Raw genomic sequence first — 20,123 nt, forward strand, 5'->3', positions numbered from 1 at the left:
ATTTTAGTCCAAATTTTTGGTACATTACAGCTTCATTATTTTTGAAATAGGTAAGAGTTATATGATGAGATTAAAGGGCAGATCATTTTTAAGTATTCCTTTATCAAGGACAAAGCAATTTTAAAATATGAAATCTAGTTTGTATAAGTGAACTATGAGTTCATTTACAAAATGCCCGAGGATTTGTATACTTAAGGCAGGAGGAATAATTATGGAACATCAACATTTAATTAATATTAATTTAGAATTAACAGGTAAAAAATTAAAGAAAGCAATTGAAGAATCTGAATATGAAGAAATAGAGTTAGCAGATTATTTTAAAGTAAGTGTTCGCACAATAAAATATTGGAAATCAGGAGATCGACTACCTTCTTTAGATAACTTTTTCTATTTGAGTAAAATTTTGGATACTAATATTGAGAATTTAATTAGCTTTGAAGATGAAGCAAGCAAATTTGATTTGAGTGAAGAACTTAAAAGCATGAGTGGAATTAGACCATCACCCTTTATGCATTATTATAGAAAAAAGTTTAAAATAAGAACAGTCGAGGACTTTATAGCTTTTTTGCCTTTATATGATGAAGTTGTCTTAAATGATGTTCTTTATCGTATTAGTGGAGAATCAATAAGTTATGGTACATATATGTTAGAGCAATTTGATTATTTATATAATGAAATTGGCGATAAAGAAGCAAGAGATAAGATATCCTTAAAGTTAGAAAATAATAATGGTATTTGGAATACGCATAATATTCTTGCTATTGTTGATGCAGAAACTTATGAAATGGCAAATATGTCATCATATTATAAACAAAAAAAATTGAAAAATTATATTAAAGATTTAGTGAGAGATGATTTTAAAAAAAATGGATTACAAATCAATAAATTCAGACAAGAATGGTTTAATGATCTCAAATCAATGAATGATTAATTAGATAAACGGATACAAACACAAGCAATTTCATCTTAGTAATTTGGCAAATACAGTTATATTATAGAAAGATATTATATTAGATTCAATTGTTAGAATATGTGTATACATATATTTTAATATGGAGGAAATATGCGAATGTGTTTACAGAAGTCATTAATTAACAATTCTAAATTAGAGAGTAGCATGAATAACAAATCAATGGGTTGAAAACAGGGGATGAATAAGGACACATTCAAATTGATCGCAAAAAATATGATGTATTTCTTTTTCATGCAAATACCGATAAAATGAATTATGTTGAAGAATTAGTATTCGCATTAAGGTGGGGGTATAATCGGCAAAATTTGATTTTGAATGCTATAAAGGAATCAGAATTGTAAATGCTGTAATATCATAAAAATTTTAGGATGCGTAACTTGAAATCAACAAAAGATATAAAAACAGCAAAATAGAAGATTTAGTATTATTAAACGGATCGGTAAGGCAATCGAATTAAATCAACGAAAAAAGGATTTGATACAAAAATAGAATCAGAAGAGAGGCTGAGAGAATTTCTTCTTACATTACTGTATGATTTCAACATGTTATAGTAATTTCATAGAAATATATATGAAGGATGCTAAAACGTGATTAAGATTGAATACTTATTGTTCGGAGAAGTATATTATTGATGATAAAATAATCTCATTCTTTACGAAAAAGAAGATGGTTGGAATTACTGCAGAGAATATAAGCTTGTAGCAAAATGAAATGGTAAAGAAAGGATTTTCATTTAGTAGGAAAATATTTCAAAGATTAAAATAAGAAAAAAGTATACTTGTTCACCATTTGATTACATTAGCAAAATTTAATGGGATAAGTTTAGATTTCATTATTAGTATAGGCATCAATTTAAGGTGAAAATGAAAAATGAAGAAAAAATTAGGCCAAATAAAAAAAGAGGAGATGAATTTTACAAGCTCTCTCTTTCGTTAATTCGTTTTCAATAGATACAGAATATATAACAAAGTCGAGGCAAAAAGAAAAGGATAAAAAACAATAAATAATTGGCTGTTATATTACACTTTATGTGTATTTAAATTATATGTTACTAAGAACCAAAATAAGAGTAACTATATCATATAAAATTGTAAGAGTTAATTCTACCATTGTTTTTATGTAATGGACTGTAAAGCTTATTTCCACTTTTTGCATATGTTGTGGAATTTACTTTTTCACTTTATGAGACTGTAATAAAGTCTCCTTATCACTTAAATACAATTGAGATTAACAATAAATGAAAGTATAATGTCTATAGGTTAAATGACGAAAAAAGGAGAGAAAGCTAATGTCAAATAAATTAGTAAATTCGATTGATGAAATTGAATATAAGAAATCTGATGATATTTTTGTTGATGCTAAATTTATAATTGATTCTGCAAGAAGTTATGCATATGCTACAGTTAATGCGTCATTAATTAAGAGGAATTGGTTAATGGGAAAACGAATTTTTGAAGAGTGTATGCTTGGTGAAGATAGAGCAGAATATGGTGCAAGTGTAATAAAAAAATTATCAAAAATGCTTACTTTAGAATATGGAACGGGATTTCCTAAAACTAATTTATATAGTTTTTATAATTTCTATAAAGCATATCCTGAAATTTTCCACTCACTGAGTGGAAAATCTTCGGTTCTTTTAACATGGACACACTATAGGGTATTGATACAAGTGGAAGATCAAAAAGCCAGAAATTGGTACGAAAACGAGGCAATACGCGAAACTTGGAGTGTTAGAACACTTCAAAGAAATATTTCTTCTCAATATTATTATCGCTTATTAAAGTCACAACAAAAAGAATTAGTCATAAATGAAATGGAAAAATTAATAAAACAAAATCAAAATGATAAGTTGGAGTTTATAAAAAATCCTATGATTGCTGAGTTCTTGGGTTTTGATACAGACAGCACTTTTACAGAAACAGATTTAGAAACAAGTATCTTATCAAATATTCAAAAATTTCTTATGGAATTAGGAAAAGGTTATGCCTTTATTGCAAGACAACAACATATTCATACAGAAAAACAAGATTACTATATAGATTTAGTTTTTTATAACTATATCTTGAAATGCTTTGTTTTGATTGACTTAAAAACAAACAAAATCACACATCAAGATGTTGGACAAATGGATATGTATATTCGTATGTACGATGATTTGAAAAGGAATGAAGATGATAATCCAACAATAGGAATTGTACTATGTTCTGATACGGATGCAGATATTGCAAAGTATTCCATACTAAATGGTAATGAGCAGTTATTTGCAACTAAGTATAAATTGTATTTGCCAACCAAAGAGGAACTACGCGCTGAAATTGAAGCACAGAAAGCAATGTTTTATCTACAACAAAATGAGACTAATTATAAATAAGATGACTTTGTAATATATTTCATTGAAAAACACTTTTTAAATTTGAAAAAAATCTTTTCAAACACAAAGAAAAGTGTTTTTTTATGTAACAATTTGTTTTATAATAAAAGTAATACTTATGTCAGGAGGTAAATTAATGGATGTGTGTTACAACAAATTGTTTAAACTACTTATAGATAAAGGTTTGAAGAAGACAGTTTTTGCTAAAGAGGTAGGTATTAGTCAAAATACATTGGCAAAACTCTCTAAGAATGAATATGTATCTATGGAAGTTTTAGTAAAAGTTTGTAGAGGATTAGAATGTACCCCAAATGATATTCTAGATATTTTACCAGAAGGAGAAGAAAAGGAGGGTGATGTGAATGGCAAATAATAATGCAAATATAGGTTTTGAAAAACAAATTTGGGATGCTGCTTGTGTATTATGGGGGCATATTCCTGCTGCCGAATATAGAAAAGTAATAGTAGGTTTAATATTTTTACGCTATATTTCTGGAGCATTTGAAAAAAGATATGAAGAACTAGTTAATGAAGGGGATGGATTTGAAGATGATAGGGACGCCTATATTGGTGAGAATGTCTTCTTTGTGCCTGAAGATGCGCGTTGGAAGAAAATTTCATCAGTAGCACATACACAAGAAATAGGTATTGCTATTGATGATGCGATGAGAGCAATTGAAGCAGAAAATAAAAGTTTAAAAAATGTATTACCAAAGAATTATGCTAACCCTGATTTAGACAAACGAGTATTGGGGGATGTTGTAGATTTATTTACAGAAATGAAAATGGATGATACAGAAGAAAGTAAAGATTTACTTGGAAGAACATATGAATACTGCATTCAAGAATTCGCAGCATATGAAGGTGTTAAAGGTGGAGAGTTTTATACTCCTTCAAGTATTGTAAAAACAATTGTAGCAATACTAAAGCCATTTAACGATTGTCGTGTATATGATCCGTGTTGTGGCTCAGGAGGAATGTTCGTTCAAAGTGTAAAATTTCTTCAAGCACATAGCGGAAATAGAAATCGTATTTCGGTATATGGACAAGAATCAAATGCTGATACTTGGAAGATGGCTAAAATGAACATGGCAATAAGAGGTATAGATGCCGATTTTGGTTCCTACCAAGCAGATACGTTTTTCAACGATTTGCATCCAACATTAAAAGCAGATTTTGTAATGGCTAATCCACCCTTTAATCTTTCTAACTGGGGACAAGATAAATTAAAAGAAGATGTCCGTTGGAAATATGGGATACCACCAGCAGGAAATGCCAACTTTGCATGGATACAACATATGATTCATCATTTGTCACCAAATGGTAAAATAGGTTTGGTATTAGCTAATGGTGCGCTATCTTCACAAACATCCGGGGAAGGAGAAATCCGTAAAAATATTATAGAAGACGATCTAATAGAAGGAATTGTTGCTCTACCAACACAATTATTCTATAGTGTTACAATTCCAGTAACGCTTTGGTTTATTAGTAAAAATAAAAAACAAAAAGGAAAAACACTATTCATTGATGCACGTGAAATGGGATTTATGGTTGATCGTAAGCATAGAGACTTTAGTGAAGGAATTCATGATGATGGAAGTTTAGGAGATGTAGATAAATTAGCCAAAACGTTTGAAATGTTCCAAGAAGGAACTTTAGAAGATGTAAAAGGATTTTGCAAGGTAATTTCCACAGAAGAAATTGCTAAACAAGATTATATTCTAACGCCAGGACGTTATGTGGGTATTAAAGATCAAGAAGAAGATGATGAACCATTTGAAGAGAAAATGACTAGATTAACAACTGAATTATCAGATATGTTTTCTAAATCGCATGAACTCGAAAAAGAAATTCGAGAAAAATTAGGAGCAATTGGATATGAAATGCAAGAATAAAGAAAGGTATAAAAAGTTATGCATGATTATGAAAAAGTATTTATTTATTTTGATACCAACATATTAGAGTGCAGACATTCAGGCAATTCTTTATACCTATCTCAATTTACTATCAGTCCATTATATTTTGACATTGAGAGATTAATCTCTGATTATGGGATAGTGGATAAGACAATGATTTGTATTCCAGAAATTGTGTGGTTGGAGTTGAATGAACATTTATTGATGCATTTTAAAAATGAAAAGGCAAATCTTTTGAATAAGGTAGATGCATTTAAAAAGTCTTTTGGAAATTTAATAGAACTAACTTATGAATTCAAGGGGTTAAATAACCAGGATGAATATATGACATACTTACATTCAATCACTCAAGATTTTTTAGAAAATCCAAAAGTGAACGCGAAAATCATTTCATGTCCTAAAGATGAAGAGACTGTTAATCAAATAATTCAACAAGCAATACATTGTGAAAAACCTTTTAAATTCTGCAAAATTAATGGCAAATCATATACTGATGCAGGATTTAAAGATGCATTGATATTTAATACGATTTTACAAAACACAAAAGATCAAATGGGTATATTTGTGTCTAATGATACTGATTTTGAATGTTTATTTAATAAACAAGTTGGTAGTAATTTATTCCTTTGTAGAACTTTAGAAGAAGTAAAAGATGTTCTCACTACTGAGTTTAATATTATTACTATTGATGTTATAAAATCCAGGTTATATACAGATAAATATTTATTACATAATATTTTGAAGGATACCGGATTTGATGAGCATTTAGATTGTTTGATGGGTGAGGTCTTACAATATGAACAAACGGATTATGGTTATCAAATAAAATATATTATGATAATAGATAATGACGAATTTTTGTTTGATGTCTTATATAATGTTGAGGCTAATGAGCTTCTTGAAGTTTCATGTGAAATGTACGAGAAAGAGGAGGAGAATTAAGCATATGATTGAACTATCATGTATTTGTGAATTTGTAAGAGATAAGATTCCAGTAGAAAACTTAAGTGAAGTGAATTATGTATCAACTGAAAATATGTTGCCCAATAGAAAAGGGATTACAAAATCAACATCTTTACCAACTCTTTCACAAACTCAAAAGTTTAGTGAACACGATACTTTGGTTTCTAATATAAGACCATATTTTAAAAAAATTTGGTTTTCAAATTATGATGGAGGCTGTTCGAATGATGTTTTGATTTTGAGAGCTAAAAAGGGAATATATCCTAGATATCTGTACTATGTTTTGTCTTCTGATGGATTTTTCAAGTATGCAACTTCTACTTCAAAAGGCACAAAGATGCCTAGGGGCGATAAAAAGGCTATAATGGAATACAAAATTCCTAGTCATAGTTATAAAACGCAAATAAAAATCGCGGATTTTTTAGAAAAACTAGATAAAAAAATAGAATTGAATAAGCAGATAAACAATAATTTAGCGACTTAGAGGTAGATGTCGGAGATATCAATCTCACCTGACATTAGCTGAGGCAGAAGTGTATCTCTCATTTCTGAAAGGGTTCTATTCTCAGCTTGCAGTTTTTCGATTTGTTTATGCAATGGCAAAGCTAAATTATGGAATTTTCTTATAGCAGCAATGTCGCTATGTAGAGGTAATTGCTTAATTAGTACCTGACTTATATTCTGCTGAGCAGAACCAACAGCCATATTTATTAGCTTTTGTTGTTGCTCTTGTGCTATCTGAAACAAATATGTATATGGATATTTTTCATTGCATAACAAAGCACAAACTGCTTGATTGCAAGTCATTGCCTTTGAAATAATGCCATATGCCCCAACGGTTGCACCATACATTGCAATGAGTACGCTATGCATAGGTAGTAATTTTGCAGAAGATTTAGAGAGTGCCATATCATTGATATGTTCCTCTGTGTCAAGAATGTAATTACCAAGGAGCTCTTTTGATTTCACCCAGCATATTGAACTGTTTTCATAATATTCGGTATGTTTTCGAGATGGCGTACCACCAGATGTAGTTTCGACTACATCGCCAAGGACAACATCCTCACTAATACCATTGAATATTCGAATAAATAAGAGATGAAGTTGTTGCTCTAAATTATTGTTTATATTAGAAAACTCTTGTGAGTGGCAAGAGTAAAACTAGAACATCCACTCCATAGTTGTTCTCATTAAAAAGGAGAATAAAGCTATGAAAGAATTATTGAAAAATGAAATTTTACAAGAAATGATACCTCTTTTAGATGATAAGCAAATTAATAAACTAAAAGATGTTCTAGATGAAGTATTAAGTACTTATGGTATTACAGATAAGCCATTAGATGAAACAAGTGTTATTGAAGTGAATTATATTGATTTGTTCTTATCAGCAAAAAGACTAGAGGGATGTTCAGAAAAATCCTTGAAATATTATAAAGCAACAATAGATAATGTTCTTAAAGTATTGAATTTGAATATAAAACATATTACAACTAACGATTTAAGAAAATATTTAACAGATTATCAGGAGCAAAATAAATCAAGTAGAGTTACCATTGATAATATAAGAAGAATATTGTCCAGTTTCTTCTCTTGGCTAGAGGATGAGGATTACATTGTCAAAAGTCCAGTAAGAAGAATACATAAAGTAAAATCGGCCTCTACAATAAAAGAAACATATTCAGATGAATCCTTAGAACTTATGAGAGACAGCTGTGAAAGTATAAGAGATTTAGCGTTGATTGATATATTAGCATCAACAGGAATGCGTGTAGGTGAATTAGTTTTATTAAACAGGGAAGATATTAACTTTAATGAACGTGAATGTGTAGTATTTGGAAAAGGCGATAAAGAAAGAGTTGTTTACTTTGATGCCAGAACTAAAATCCATTTACAAAATTACTTAGATAGTAGAACTGATGATAATAAAGCCTTGTTTGTTTCGTTGAAATCTCCATACCAAAGAATAAGTATTGGTGGTATTGAAACTAGAGTAAGAGAAATAGGAAAAAAACTTAATATAGGTAAGGTGCATCCTCATAAATTTAGGAGGACACTCGCAACTAAAGCAATAGATAAAGGAATGCCAATTGAACAGCTTCAAAAATTGTTAGGACATCAAAAAATTGATACAACACTGCAATATGCAATGGTAAAACAAAGCAATGTAAAGATTGCACACAAAAGATATATAGGATAAGGAGGTAATTATATGACTGAATGGAAAGACACAGTAATTGGAGAACTTTGTAAATCGGTTTCAATATCATATAAAGGTAAGGATTCAGAAGTGATTTTAATTAACACTTCTGATGTTTATAAAGGTGTAATAACCAATAATATTAAGGTTAAGAATAAGAATTTAAAAGGCCAATTTAAGAAAACATTCGAAAAGGATGACATTTTATATTCTGAAATAAGACCTGCGAATGAACGGTATGCATATATAGATTTTTCAGAGACCAATAACTATATTGCATCTACTAAATTAATGGTTTTAAGAGCAAATAAAGATTTAGTAAATCCGAAATTCTTATTTGCTATATTAAAATCCAATCATGTGATTTCGAATTTACAACATTTAGCGGAGACACGATCAGGAACATTTCCACAAATAACTTTCGATTCAGAATTATCACAAATACCTGTAAAATTACCTGATAAAAAGATTCAAAATAAAATTGTGTCCATTTTGTCTTCAATAGAAAGTAAAATATCTAATAATATAGCGATAAACAATAATTTAGAAGAGCAGGTACAAGCTGTTTACACTGAGTTTTTCATTAATAATCGCAAATCACAATGGACGGTGGGACAATTGTCTGATCTCATTACAATTAAGTATGGAAAAGACCATAAAAAACTGGATGATGGTGTTTATCCGGTATATGGTTCTGGCGGAATAATGCGTTATGTCGAAAAACCATTATACATCGGAGAATCTGTATTGATTCCGCGTAAAGGAACACTTAATAATGTTATGTATGTGAACGAAGCATTTTGGTCTGTGGATACAATGTTTTATACAGAAATGCTTTTACCCAATATAGCAAAGTTTATATTCCATTTTGTTAAGAGTCTTGCCCTTGCTTCTCTTAATGCTGGTTCTGCCGTTCCAAGTATGACTACAAACATACTAAATGCTATGCAACTTTATATTCCAGATACTGAAACGCTCCAAAGATTTGAGAAAGTTGTTCAGCCTATGTACATTGCTATGCGAGAAAATATAAAGCAGTCTGAAAATCTTGCGATTATTCGTGATACTTTATTACCTAAACTAATGTCTGGTGAACTTGATGTATCCGACATAGACCTTTAAGTCACTAAATTATTGTTTATAACGTAAAAAACCTGAAAAGGAGAGGATAAATATGCCGGATTATAGAAATTATAGAAAATCTATTTCAGATGAGTTAATTTCTTCTAAAGATAGAGTTAGAAATTTTATAGACGATCATCATTGGGGAGAGGATGGTAGATATAAAGAAATAATCTTGGCTGAAACCATAAAAGAGTTTTTACCTAAGTCAGTTTCCGTTGGCACTGGATTTGTAATTGATATGAATGATATGATATCTACACAAATTGACATTATCATTTATAAAAATGATTTTCCATTATTATTTAAAAAAGCAGATTTTGTTGTTGCTCCTAAAGAGAGTGTATTAGGTATTATAGAAGTTAAAACAAAATTTAAGTCAAATGAGATTAGAGAAGTAGTAAAAAAAGCACATGAAAATGGTAGATTGATAGGTAATCATATTTTTAATGGTATCTTTAGTTACGAAAACGGTTTTTCGTTTGAAAATCCTGCATTAAATAAAAACCTTGTAGAAAGTTTAAATTACAATGTAGGATATATTAATAATATCGCTTTTGGAAAGAGTTATTTCATGAAGTATTGGGAAATATCTTTGGTGAACAATCAAAAAGAATACGGATTTTATAATATTCCTGATTTATCATTTGGATATTTTATTTCAAATTTAGTTGAAAGTGTTTATCAACAATTAGGAATAGAGTTATCAAATGTTATGAGACAATCCCTTTATCCAATAGATGAGGGGAAAGAAGCACATAGACTACATCGGTTTGATATTAATATTGATTAGAGGAGGATTTTTATGTCAACAACTTACACGGAATCGAATTATGAAGAATCAGTAATTGAACTATTTCAAAAGATGGGTTATGAATATATTTATGGCCCTAATATAGAAAGGAATTTTCAGAGTCCGTTATATGATGACGTATTTGAAAACTCTTTAATTAATATAAATAGAAACTTACCATATGATGCAATACTTGAAGCAATTAACAAATTGAAAAATACTGAGAATGGTGAATTGGTTTATAAGAATCTTATTTTTACAGACTATCTACAAAATGGAATTACTGTAAGTTATTTTAATGGTGGAGAAGAAAAATCTTCTATTGTGTATCTTGTTGATTATAATACCCCTAATAATAATTCATTTATAGTATCTAATCAATGGACTTTTATAGAAAATAGCGAAAAACGTCCTGATATCATTTTATTTATAAATGGATTACCACTTGTACTGATTGAACTCAAATCGCCTTCACGGGAAGAAACAGATGCTTCTGAAGCATACCGGCAACTGAGAAATTATATGAAAGAAATTCCTTCTATGTTTATTTATAATACTATATGTGTTATGAGTGATCAAATAACAAATAAGGCTGGAACGATTACAAGCGGTGAAGATCGGTTTATGAAATGGAAAACAGTTGATGGTAGTTATGAAAATACTCAGTTTGCTGACTTTGATACTTTTTTTGTAGGAATGTTTCAAAAAGAAAGACTTCTTGATATTATAAAGAATTTCATTTGCTTTTCTAATGATGGAAAAGATAAAATCAAAATCCTAGCTGGATATCATCAATATTTTGCTGTTAAAAAAGCAATTGTTTCGACGCAGAATGCAACAGTTACAGATGGAAAAGGTGGGGTGTTTTGGCATACCCAAGGAAGTGGAAAATCCTTATCTATGGTGTTTTATACGCACTTACTACAGAAGACATTAAAAAGTCCTACAATTGTTGTGATAACGGATAGAAATGATTTGGATGATCAATTATTTGGTCAGTTTGCAAAGTGTAAAGATTTTTTAAGGCAAACACCAGTCCAAGCAGAGAGTAGAGAACATTTAAGAAGTTTATTGGATGGTAGACAAGCAAATGGAATTATTTTTACAACAATGCAAAAGTTCGAAGAATATGATAAAGCATTGTCAGATAGAAGAAATATTATTGTTATGGCTGATGAAGCCCATCGTGGACAATATGGCCTAAGCGAAAAAATAAAAATGGAAGTTAATGAAGAGGGAGAAAAGATAGCTACAAAAGTTATTGGGACTGCAAGATTAATTAGAAATAGCCTACCTAATGCTACTTACATTGGTTTTACAGGTACGCCTATTTCTTCTAAAGACAGAAGTACACGTGAAGTGTTTGGTGATTATATTGATATTTATGATATGACACAAGCAGTTGAAGATGATGCAACACGTCCTGTATATTACGAAAGTAGAGTTGTTAATTTAAAATTAGATCAACAAACACTTCAACTTATTGATAGTGAATATGAATTAATGGCAAATAACGCGGATCCAGAGGTTATTGAAAAAAGTAAAAAGCAGCTTGGCAAAATTGATGAAATATTGGGTGCGGATAGTACAGTTAATTCCTTAGTAGATGATATTTTAGAACATTATGAGAATAACCGAGAAAATTTACTTACAGGGAAAGCGATGATTGTAGCTTACTCACGGACAACAGCTATGAAAATTTATAAACGCATCTTAGAGTTGCGACCAACATGGGACGAAAAGGTTGCAGTTGTTATGACTGCGACTAATGCTGATCGCGAAGAATGGCGTGAAATAATTGGTAATAAAAGCAAAAAAGATTTGCTAGCTAAGAAATTTAAAGATAATAAAAGTCCATTAAAAATTGCAATTGTAGTCGATATGTGGTTGACAGGATTTGATGTACCTTCATTGGCAACAATGTATGTTTATAAACCAATGTATGGTCACAACTTAATGCAAGCAATTGCACGTGTTAACCGTGTGTTTGAAGATAAAACGGGTGGTCTTGTTGTTGATTATGTAGGTATAGCAGCTGCTTTAAAGCAGGCGATGAATGATTATACTACAAGAGATAAAAAGAATTATGGAGATACAGATGTTGCAAAGGTTGCATTACCTAAATTCCTTGAAAAATTATCGATTTGTAGAGATTTGTTTTTTGGATTTGATTACTCAAAATTTGAAGATGGAACAGAATTAGAAAGAGCAAGAACAATTAGTAGTGCTGTAAATTTTATAGTTGATATAAATAAAAAGGAAATAAAAGAAACTTTCCTAAAAGAAGCACTTCTTTTACATCAAGCTTTATCATTATGTTCTTCGTTGGTTGAGGAATCGTTGCGTTTTGAAGCGGCTTTCTTTGATGCTGTACGTGTTTTGGTTTTGAGACTAATGAATACGGGTGTAGGAAAGAAAATATCTTTGCCAGAAATGAATGCATGTATCAATGAGTTGCTAAGACAAAGTATTAAAAGTGATGGAGTAATAAATTTATTTTCTGATATTAAGGAAGAATTTTCATTGTTTGATCCAAAGTTCTTAGATGAAGTTGCTAAAATGAAAGAAAAAAACTTAGCTGTTGAACTGCTTAAAAAATTGATTGCTGATCAAGTTTCCATATATCGAAGAACTAATGTGGTCAAGTCTGAAAAGTTTAGCGAAGTTATTCAAAGAGCACTAAATAACTACTTGAATGGAATGATTACAAATGAAGAAGTTATTCAAGAATTATTAAATCTTGCCAAGCAAATTGCTACAGCTAATGAAGAAGGAAACCAATTAGGATTAACAGCAGATGAACTAGCATTTTATGATGCACTAACAAAACCAAGAGCAATTAAGGATTTTTATGAAAATGAAGAATTGATTGAGTTAACAAAAGAGTTGGCAGACACTTTAAGAAAAAATAAAACAATAGATTGGCAGAAGCGTGATTCCGCTAGAGCAAAAATGCGAATGCTAATCAAAAAACTATTAAAACATCACAGATATCCACCAGAAGGTATGGAAGATGCAGTACAAACGGTTATGGTTCAATGTGAATTGTGGGCAGATAATGACGTGAATCTGGAAGAGTTGGAGGATAAATATTATGTTAATTGATTTCCACTGTCATACAAGAAAAGTTAAGGTTGGAGATAAAAAAACTAGAGAAGTTGATAAAGAAAAATTTAGTGAAAAAATATTAGAAGCAGGAGTTGAAATTGTTGCAATAACTAATCATAATTTATTTGATGTGAATCAGTATAGAGATTTTAAAGAAAGTGTTGAATCTTTTTGTGAAGTTTGGCCAGGAATTGAACTAGATGTTATTGGTCCAACGAATAAAGTTGGACATGTAATTGTAATCTGTAATCCAACTCAAATTGATGAGTTTGCTTGTGTTGTAGATGATATTTTAAAAGATAAAGATGTGAACATCTTTAGTATTAGTATAGATGATATGTTATCTGCATTTATATTAAATGATGTAGTTTATATCGCGCATTACTGTAAAGATAAAGAACTACCTTATGATGATTTGATTTATTTTGAATCTATTATTGATGATAAAAGAAGGCTACTAAAAGAGCCTAGTGATCTAACAACAATAGGGGTTCTTCACTGTTCAAATCAACGTGCTGTTATTGGTAGTGATGTTCAAATATGGGATGAATATGAAAAATCTCATTTTGGAGAATTAAAATTTCCTATACGGGGTTTTAACAATTTTATTAAATTTTTAGAAAAGGATACTGATATTATCAATGATTTGATACAAGGAGAATTCGAAGAAAATATAAAGGTATATGGTAATCAAAGTAAAAAAGAAAATTCATTTATAATTCCCATATATAAAGATGTGAATATTATATTCGGAGATAAAGGTAGCGGAAAGAGTGAGATACTAAAATCATTAAATGATTATTATATAACTGAGAAAAGTATAATTCCTGTATATTATGAAGGTGGAGAAAAAGATAATTGGTTCAAAAAAATATTGGAGGTAGATGCAAATCAATATAATTATTCATCAATATCCACTAGTGATTGCAAAAAAGAAATTAAAGAAATGGTACAGTTTTTAGATATAGTTCCAACTCCGTTATCAGATTATAGAGATTATTTTATGCATGAATCTAGAAATAAAAAGAAGAAAAAAATGAAAATATTAACGATATCTAAGAATCATAGCTTTGATTTAACAAAGCTAGATAAACTTCAAAAAGAATATAAAAGCATTTCAGATTTCTTAAAGATTTTTCCTGGTTTTGAAATAGCGATTAAATATCCTGAAAAACAGAATGAAATAATAGAGCAATTAGAGTTCCTGAAAAATGAGAATTATAAATTAATGCGTGGTGAATGGATTGAACAACAAAGTAATAAACTAATTGATTTAACTATTGAAAAATTAAATAGGTATGTTGCAGAATGTGTTGGGGCACCAGTATTGCCGACCGAAACTGGGTTAAGTGCGTTTGCAAAAAATAGAATTTTATTAGAATTGAACGCTAAAAAAGTATTAAATATTTTAAATGAAGATATCATAGAAATGCCGAAGAAATATATTGGTAATATAGGTGATAAGGGCCAAGGGTTTATTAAGGAATTAGTAGGTTTTATTAATTTAGAAAATTATGAAAAATATAAGGAGTATATACTAATCAAAGGTATGAAAACTGCTCTTAAAAATTTTATAGTCTATTGTGATGGGTTGAAAAATTCTTTTTTGGATTTAAGTGTTAAGGACAAAATAGAAAAATTCTCCGAACTATGTTCTGATAAGAAAATTGAAAATATTGAATCGTTTATGTTTGTGAAAAAAGGATTCTATTTATCTGATAAAGCTTATAACCCCTCAAAGGGAGAGAAAGCAATTCTTGCATTGCAATTTGAATTATTAAAAAAACAAGAGGAAGCAATTTTTTTAATTGATGAACCTGAGTTAAGTCTAGGAAGTGTTTATATAGAGCAAAATATTGTACCGCTTGTAAAGTCATTAGGAGCCTCAAAAAAAATTGTTGTCATTGCTACGCATGATGGAAATATTTCCGTTAGAAGTAGACCTGTAAATAGTATATTAAAATTATGCAGTAACGATATTTATACTACATACGTAGGCAGTATGTTTACAAATGAATTACTTAATATTGAAAACTCAGATGATAAATTGAGTTGGAAAGAACAAAGTATTAAATACCTTGAAGGTGGTATTGAAGCATATGAAGAAAGAGGATACTTATATGAATAAAGTAAACGTTTTGCTCGAAACAAATGATGAAAAAGAGTATTTAGTTTTACAATTTGACAGTCCTATTAAACTTGATTTAACTTCGGATAATAGCGATGAACTAAAAGCTTTTTTTGTCGGTTTATTAAATCTTATAAAAGAAGAGGATGTTCAACTAGTTTTTGATGCACAAGGAAGAACTGATTTGTATGCTGACGTATCAGCAAAATATGTAAAAGATTTAAATGCGGAATTATCTGCAATACAAACATCTTTCCCAAAAGAAATAAAGTAAGTATGATACCATTTTGATACTATCCCATTGCATTATCACTTAGAAAATGTATAATGTAATTAAGAAATAAAAGTAAAACGTTTTTAAACTTAAACAAAAATATTTAGTATTTAATCGGTGATGAAGAGTGGGAGTAAGAAGCAAGTTATAAACTTGATAAATATTAAACTACTCAATTTTCTATATGGTAAAATCCGTAGTATTTAATAGTTTACAGGAGGTTATATATGAGTGAAATTCAACACGTATCTGATTATTTAAAACTAATAGAAATAGTCAGAGATGAATATAAAGACGAAGATATAGTGGTGTATCGAGGCGAAAATCAAATTTTTTCTACTGCTTGTCAACCGAATTTATTTAGAATGAACTACATGAAAAATAATCCATTCTTTGAAAAAAATATTTTAGATGAAATGGCTGCAGACAAGTGGACGAAAGGGCATTCATATCTGATGAAAGCGGTTGATGCTCAACATGGAGGGTTTCCAAGTAGATTACTTGATGTTTCTTATAACGCCCTGTCTGCATTATATTTTGCTGTTACACCATATTTTACAAAACGTGTAACGGAAGATGATGATAAAGATGGTATAGTGTATATTTTTGATTTTGAGCAAATGTATTGTGCTTTAGGTCACAATATGGAAAGTTTATTTGATAGTATTGTTACACGGGGTAAAGACAAGAAATGGTTATGGGAAAATAAAGCATTTCAATTAAATCATAAATTAATTGATCATATTAAAGCTAATAATAGGATCATTGCACAACAAGGGGCTTTTATCCTTTTTCAAGGTGATGAATTTACACCAATTTCAGAATACATTTATGATAAAATAATAATACCGAAAAATAGTAAGAAAACAATAAGGTTGGAATTAAATCGCTTTTTTGGTATCCATACAGGATCTATTTATCCTGAGGGTATGAATTGTGTAGATGTAATCATTGAAAAAAGTACAAAATTATACACAAATGATTTTAATGAGGAGAATGAAATGCACCTATTTTCAGATGGATTCAATAAACTAATACATAGCATTGAAGATATGATCAATAATATAAGTGATCTAACATACGAAGATGTTCAAGATATAGAAGAGAAGATCCTTGTTTATAAGCATGGATTTGAAGAGATAACGAAGCATTTGGATGAGGAAGCTACCAAAGAATTGATTGCTTCATATCACAAAGGATTGCATCGGATAAATGATTCGATTTATACTTTGCACGGAAATACAATAGAACTTTCTGTAAACGATCTAGAAATTCATAATGGAGGATTATAAGATGGGTTTAAATGTCAAAGGTAATAAATCAAGTAGGTTAATGGAACAGTTTTTAGAAGAAAAAAAATTTCAGTTCGAAGACAAAAATAAAAAAAAGACCACTATGGCACAGGCGCAAAAGAACTTGAATATTAAGAAAATCGTTACTTATCATGATCTTAACTTAAGTGAAAACGATAACTATGTAGCGTTTTTTAGACTAGATGATTGTTCTGATCAGGGTTTGGGTGAATTGAAAATCAATATTGAGAAGATGTGCAAGATAGGCAATGAAGAAAATAATTTCGATCTGTATTATTTAGTTGTATTTGTAAGTAAGCATAGTCAAAAAGTGAAAGCGGAGCAATGGGTAAGTAATATCAGAACATGGGCAAAAAAAGCATTTGGTTGTAAAAGTGTGACTAATATTGCATATTATGTAATACAGGATAGTCAAACTAATTTACACGAATTTACAGTTGGAATAGACAGTCGCTTATTGTCTATATCTATGCCATATAGAAAGGAAGAGTACAGCGGGTTACCTGATCATACCTTCCCTAATAGTATAAACTCATATGTATTTACTGCTAATTTATATGATATTGTTAATATGTATGATCATGTAAGTGATTCTTTATTTAGTAAAAATGTACGCTATAAAATAAGAGATGTATTAGATGTGGAAAGTAATATAACGAAAACTTTAAATGAGCAACCAGAGGCATTTTGGTATTTAAACAACGGAATTACAATTATTGTAAAAGATAAACAGCATTTTAATTTAAATAAGCAAAATAGTATTGCTTTTCAATATTTCAACGATGGAGATATATCTATCATTAATGGTGCACAAACAATTTCTACAGCAGCTAATTTCTTTTTGAGTGAAACTAGCAATGAAACAGATGTAGAACGAGCAAAGCGATTGGCAAAAGTATTATTGAGAGTAGTATGTTTAAAAGAGGATAAAGCAGATTGTAAGCATATGTTAGATGATATTAGCATTTCGTTAAACAGACAAAAGCCTATTACTATTGAGGATATCGCCTACACGAATCCTCATATTCTTGAGATAAATCAATTATGTAAAAACTGTAAAGATCCGTATCATTTTTATGTTTCTAAAAGAGGAGAAGAAACGCTTAATTCATATGTATGTAGCATATCTGATCTAGCGCGAGCTTGTATGGCATACTATTTTCAAAAACCAAGTGCGGCAAGAACAAAGTCAACACAGGAAATAGTGGAAGAAATTTTTAATTGTGAAGCAATTAAAGATCAAAATATGTCAGATATTTTTGATAAAATCTTCAAACCAGTTAACTTTTGTATTGCTTTGATCAATGTATATAACAATTATTCGAAGACAGATTGTTGTAATGTTGCAAAAGATGAAAATATTAACGTAATATTAAAAAATGGTCGTTATTATTTTGCTGCATATGTTATTGTAGTGTTAAATGGAGAAAACTCAGATTATACAAATTTTCAGTACGATATAACAAAAATAAACGAGAGTTTATATAATATAATTGGAAAATATATTCAGTTGGTAATAAAAAGTGTTGAAAATAATAATATAAGACAATTGAGTTCGAATGACTTTAAAAATGATACGTTATATAAAAAGTTAAATGATCATGATGGATTTAAAAGTCAGTTAATAACATATTTTAAAATAGATAATTAAGTTAATCATGCACCAATGATTTATTGAAGTTATGTGGATTACGCACTTTGATTGATATGTATCTATGTGGGTCGAAAAAGTGTCTTCACAGTTCGCATGCATGCGTCAAGTTGAACACCACTAAGAAGTAAAAGCAAGCGTGAAGTGTAAAAAGAAGATCACAATTACGCTTGAATGAAGTGTAATCACTTAGCTGGACTAAAAGGGCGCTTTAAAAATGAATCTATAAAAAATTGCGAGGATATGCTATAAAAATGTGTGGAAAGACTATAACTGTTTAAGTGTTTAGTTTTTAAGAAATAGTGTGGAATTGTTATATAAAATTATGTGTTTATAAAGGCGTGTAGTCATAAGATTACGCGCCTTTGTGCCGATCAAATAATATTTGATTATTTTAATGGCCCTCTAAACTTTCATAGGGAATTAAAAAAATAGCCTCTAAACTTTTGTAGAGTGAAGGGGTACCTATAAACTTTCGTAGGGTCAAGAAGGCACGTCCTTTTGTAATGATATGCCTTTTTCTTTGCCAATTAATCTAGATTTTTATTTTTTATAATGACCGCGCTTTGCTCCTTCTAATTTGTTTGTTTTATATTTAGCGGTCAATTTATATTGAACAGTTTTATTAAAACAAAAAATTGTTCTATTCCTGAATCGTTTATAATTTTTAACACCATTTGCATTTGCCTCTAATTTATCTATTCTTCCATTCAAAGACTCCATAGGTCCATTTGATATTCTTTTTCCATCCACTCGTGTAAAAGAATTAATAATCTCTTCCTTCCAATTTTGAAGTAAAGTAATAAATTCGGAATACTCAGGGATGTCTGCCAAAATAAAATCATGAATAATCTCATTTAGTTGAATTCTACAATTATTTTCTGTAGCTAAATCATTGAAAGATAGATAACGATTCATTAGATCATATGCTTTATGAAGCTCTTGAGATATTTCTAGTTGGAGGTTGAGCAAATTCCTTAGATTTACATACCTTTTTAATCGATGATTAAATTTAGCTTGATTGTCTAATTCAATAGATTTTTTATAAGCAACCAATTCCATTTTTTTAAAAGGTAATACTCATTCGAATTAATTTCATATTGATTCATAATACGAATACGTAAAGATGTAAAATCTTTCGTTAAATGTTCGACTACATGAAAACTATCAATTAAAACTAACGCAGACCTCAAACGTCGATTGATTACGTCTTTATAAGGCTCCCACATATCTATACAGACATATTTAACATTATTTCTTTCTTCCATAGGGATCGCATCAAAATAGCGAAGTAAATCTACTTTGAATCGAGTA

The 20,123-nt window shown here is 29.7% G+C and carries 18 protein-coding genes; 15 read left to right on the forward strand and 3 right to left on the reverse strand.

Annotated elements, in window-relative coordinates:
• Positions 1-211 precede the first annotated feature (211 nt).
• The 7 genes from ACWG42_RS05390 to ACWG42_RS05420 all read left to right on the forward strand — a co-directional run bounded on the left by ACWG42_RS05390 (position 212) and on the right by ACWG42_RS05420 (position 6,707).
• On the forward strand, positions 212-931 hold the full coding sequence (locus ACWG42_RS05390; RefSeq protein ID WP_455790641.1) for a helix-turn-helix transcriptional regulator: 720 nt from the start codon (positions 212-214) through the stop codon (positions 929-931).
• Positions 932-1,570: 639 nt separating this feature from the next.
• Positions 1,571-1,675: a tyrosine-type recombinase/integrase gene (locus ACWG42_RS05395; RefSeq protein ID WP_455790643.1), complete on the forward strand. Its 105-nt coding sequence runs from the start codon at positions 1,571-1,573 to the stop codon at positions 1,673-1,675.
• Positions 1,676-2,261: 586 nt separating this feature from the next.
• Complete coding sequence (locus tag ACWG42_RS05400; protein ID WP_455790645.1) at positions 2,262-3,344, forward strand: PDDEXK nuclease domain-containing protein; 1,083 nt, start codon at positions 2,262-2,264, stop codon at positions 3,342-3,344.
• Between the two features lie 136 nt (positions 3,345-3,480).
• The gene (locus tag ACWG42_RS05405) at positions 3,481-3,717 is read left to right on the forward strand and encodes a helix-turn-helix domain-containing protein (RefSeq protein WP_455790647.1); all 237 of its coding nucleotides are present in this window, start codon (positions 3,481-3,483) and stop codon (positions 3,715-3,717) included.
• Positions 3,707-5,239, forward strand: coding sequence for an N-6 DNA methylase (locus ACWG42_RS05410; RefSeq protein WP_455790649.1), 1,533 nt, complete (start codon positions 3,707-3,709; stop codon positions 5,237-5,239). Before ACWG42_RS05405 ends, ACWG42_RS05410 begins: the two co-directional genes overlap by 11 nt.
• 18 nt (positions 5,240-5,257) lie before the next feature.
• Positions 5,258-6,202 carry a PIN domain-containing protein gene (locus tag ACWG42_RS05415; protein ID WP_455790651.1) on the forward strand — a complete coding sequence of 315 codons (945 nt, stop codon included), beginning with the start codon at positions 5,258-5,260 and terminating at the stop codon, positions 6,200-6,202.
• Positions 6,203-6,206: 4 nt separating this feature from the next.
• Positions 6,207-6,707, forward strand: a complete 501-nt coding sequence (locus tag ACWG42_RS05420) for a restriction endonuclease subunit S (RefSeq protein ID WP_455790652.1) — start codon at positions 6,207-6,209, stop codon at positions 6,705-6,707.
• On the opposite strand, the gene ACWG42_RS05425 is transcribed toward ACWG42_RS05420, so the two are convergent.
• Positions 6,704-7,351 (reverse strand): restriction endonuclease subunit S, encoded by a 648-nt coding sequence (locus tag ACWG42_RS05425; RefSeq protein ID WP_455790667.1) that lies wholly within the window; start codon positions 7,349-7,351, stop codon positions 6,704-6,706. The two genes, ACWG42_RS05420 and ACWG42_RS05425, sit on opposite strands and share 4 nt — an antisense overlap.
• Before the next feature lie 82 nt (positions 7,352-7,433).
• On the opposite strand from ACWG42_RS05425, the gene xerA reads away from it, so the two are divergent.
• The 8 genes from xerA (at position 7,434) to ACWG42_RS05465 (ending at position 18,809) form a co-directional block, all read left to right on the forward strand.
• Positions 7,434-8,420, forward strand: a complete 987-nt coding sequence (gene xerA, locus ACWG42_RS05430) for a site-specific tyrosine recombinase/integron integrase (protein ID WP_455790654.1) — start codon at positions 7,434-7,436, stop codon at positions 8,418-8,420.
• Positions 8,421-8,432: 12 nt separating this feature from the next.
• Complete coding sequence (locus tag ACWG42_RS05435; protein WP_455790655.1) at positions 8,433-9,542, forward strand: restriction endonuclease subunit S; 1,110 nt, start codon at positions 8,433-8,435, stop codon at positions 9,540-9,542.
• Positions 9,543-9,594: 52 nt separating this feature from the next.
• Positions 9,595-10,335, forward strand: a complete 741-nt coding sequence (locus ACWG42_RS05440) for a DUF6602 domain-containing protein (RefSeq protein WP_455790656.1) — start codon at positions 9,595-9,597, stop codon at positions 10,333-10,335.
• A 12-nt stretch (positions 10,336-10,347) separates the two neighbouring features.
• Positions 10,348-13,440, forward strand: coding sequence for a type I restriction endonuclease subunit R (locus ACWG42_RS05445; RefSeq protein WP_455790658.1), 3,093 nt, complete (start codon positions 10,348-10,350; stop codon positions 13,438-13,440).
• The gene (locus ACWG42_RS05450) at positions 13,430-15,571 is read left to right on the forward strand and encodes a hypothetical protein (RefSeq protein ID WP_455790660.1); all 2,142 of its coding nucleotides are present in this window, start codon (positions 13,430-13,432) and stop codon (positions 15,569-15,571) included. Before ACWG42_RS05445 ends, ACWG42_RS05450 begins: the two co-directional genes overlap by 11 nt.
• Positions 15,564-15,845 carry a hypothetical protein gene (locus ACWG42_RS05455; RefSeq protein WP_455790661.1) on the forward strand — a complete coding sequence of 94 codons (282 nt, stop codon included), beginning with the start codon at positions 15,564-15,566 and terminating at the stop codon, positions 15,843-15,845. The genes ACWG42_RS05450 and ACWG42_RS05455 overlap by 8 nt, the downstream gene beginning before the upstream one ends.
• Positions 15,846-16,072: 227 nt before the next feature.
• Positions 16,073-17,137: an FRG domain-containing protein gene (locus ACWG42_RS05460; RefSeq protein WP_455790662.1), complete on the forward strand. Its 1,065-nt coding sequence runs from the start codon at positions 16,073-16,075 to the stop codon at positions 17,135-17,137.
• Position 17,138: 1 nt separating this feature from the next.
• The gene (locus ACWG42_RS05465) at positions 17,139-18,809 is read left to right on the forward strand and encodes an AIPR family protein (protein ID WP_455790663.1); all 1,671 of its coding nucleotides are present in this window, start codon (positions 17,139-17,141) and stop codon (positions 18,807-18,809) included.
• Between the two features lie 543 nt (positions 18,810-19,352).
• Here the strand turns inward: ACWG42_RS05465 and ACWG42_RS05470 are convergent.
• Positions 19,353-19,871 carry a transposase gene (locus tag ACWG42_RS05470; protein WP_455790664.1) on the reverse strand — a complete coding sequence of 173 codons (519 nt, stop codon included), beginning with the start codon at positions 19,869-19,871 and terminating at the stop codon, positions 19,353-19,355.
• On the reverse strand, positions 19,835-20,123 hold a 289-nt coding region (locus ACWG42_RS05475; RefSeq protein ID WP_455790665.1), incomplete at its 5' end, for a transposase. The genes ACWG42_RS05475 and ACWG42_RS05470, both read right to left, overlap by 37 nt.

The sequence above is a fragment of the Amedibacillus sp. YH-ame10 genome (genome assembly GCF_053848885.1).

Excerpts from the sequence above, each read along its gene's own strand:
- ACWG42_RS05410 (WP_455790649.1), top strand. The coding sequence starts at position 3,707 with ATGGCAAATAATAATGCAAATATAGGTTTTGAAAAACAAATTTGGGAT.
- ACWG42_RS05435 (WP_455790655.1), top strand. The coding sequence starts at position 8,433 with ATGACTGAATGGAAAGACACAGTAATTGGAGAACTTTGTAAATCGGTT.
- ACWG42_RS05455 (WP_455790661.1), top strand. The coding sequence starts at position 15,564 with ATGAATAAAGTAAACGTTTTGCTCGAAACAAATGATGAAAAAGAGTAT.
- ACWG42_RS05390 (WP_455790641.1), top strand. The coding sequence starts at position 212 with ATGGAACATCAACATTTAATTAATATTAATTTAGAATTAACAGGTAAA.
- ACWG42_RS05470 (WP_455790664.1), bottom strand. The coding sequence starts at position 19,871 with ATGGAATTGGTTGCTTATAAAAAATCTATTGAATTAGACAATCAAGCT.
- ACWG42_RS05445 (WP_455790658.1), top strand. The coding sequence starts at position 10,348 with ATGTCAACAACTTACACGGAATCGAATTATGAAGAATCAGTAATTGAA.
- ACWG42_RS05440 (WP_455790656.1), top strand. The coding sequence starts at position 9,595 with ATGCCGGATTATAGAAATTATAGAAAATCTATTTCAGATGAGTTAATT.
- ACWG42_RS05415 (WP_455790651.1), top strand. The coding sequence starts at position 5,258 with ATGCATGATTATGAAAAAGTATTTATTTATTTTGATACCAACATATTA.
- ACWG42_RS05400 (WP_455790645.1), top strand. The coding sequence starts at position 2,262 with ATGTCAAATAAATTAGTAAATTCGATTGATGAAATTGAATATAAGAAA.
- ACWG42_RS05465 (WP_455790663.1), top strand. The coding sequence starts at position 17,139 with ATGGGTTTAAATGTCAAAGGTAATAAATCAAGTAGGTTAATGGAACAG.
- ACWG42_RS05420 (WP_455790652.1), top strand. The coding sequence starts at position 6,207 with ATGATTGAACTATCATGTATTTGTGAATTTGTAAGAGATAAGATTCCA.
- ACWG42_RS05460 (WP_455790662.1), top strand. The coding sequence starts at position 16,073 with ATGAGTGAAATTCAACACGTATCTGATTATTTAAAACTAATAGAAATA.
- ACWG42_RS05405 (WP_455790647.1), top strand. The coding sequence starts at position 3,481 with ATGGATGTGTGTTACAACAAATTGTTTAAACTACTTATAGATAAAGGT.
- xerA (WP_455790654.1), top strand. The coding sequence starts at position 7,434 with ATGAAAGAATTATTGAAAAATGAAATTTTACAAGAAATGATACCTCTT.
- ACWG42_RS05450 (WP_455790660.1), top strand. The coding sequence starts at position 13,430 with ATGTTAATTGATTTCCACTGTCATACAAGAAAAGTTAAGGTTGGAGAT.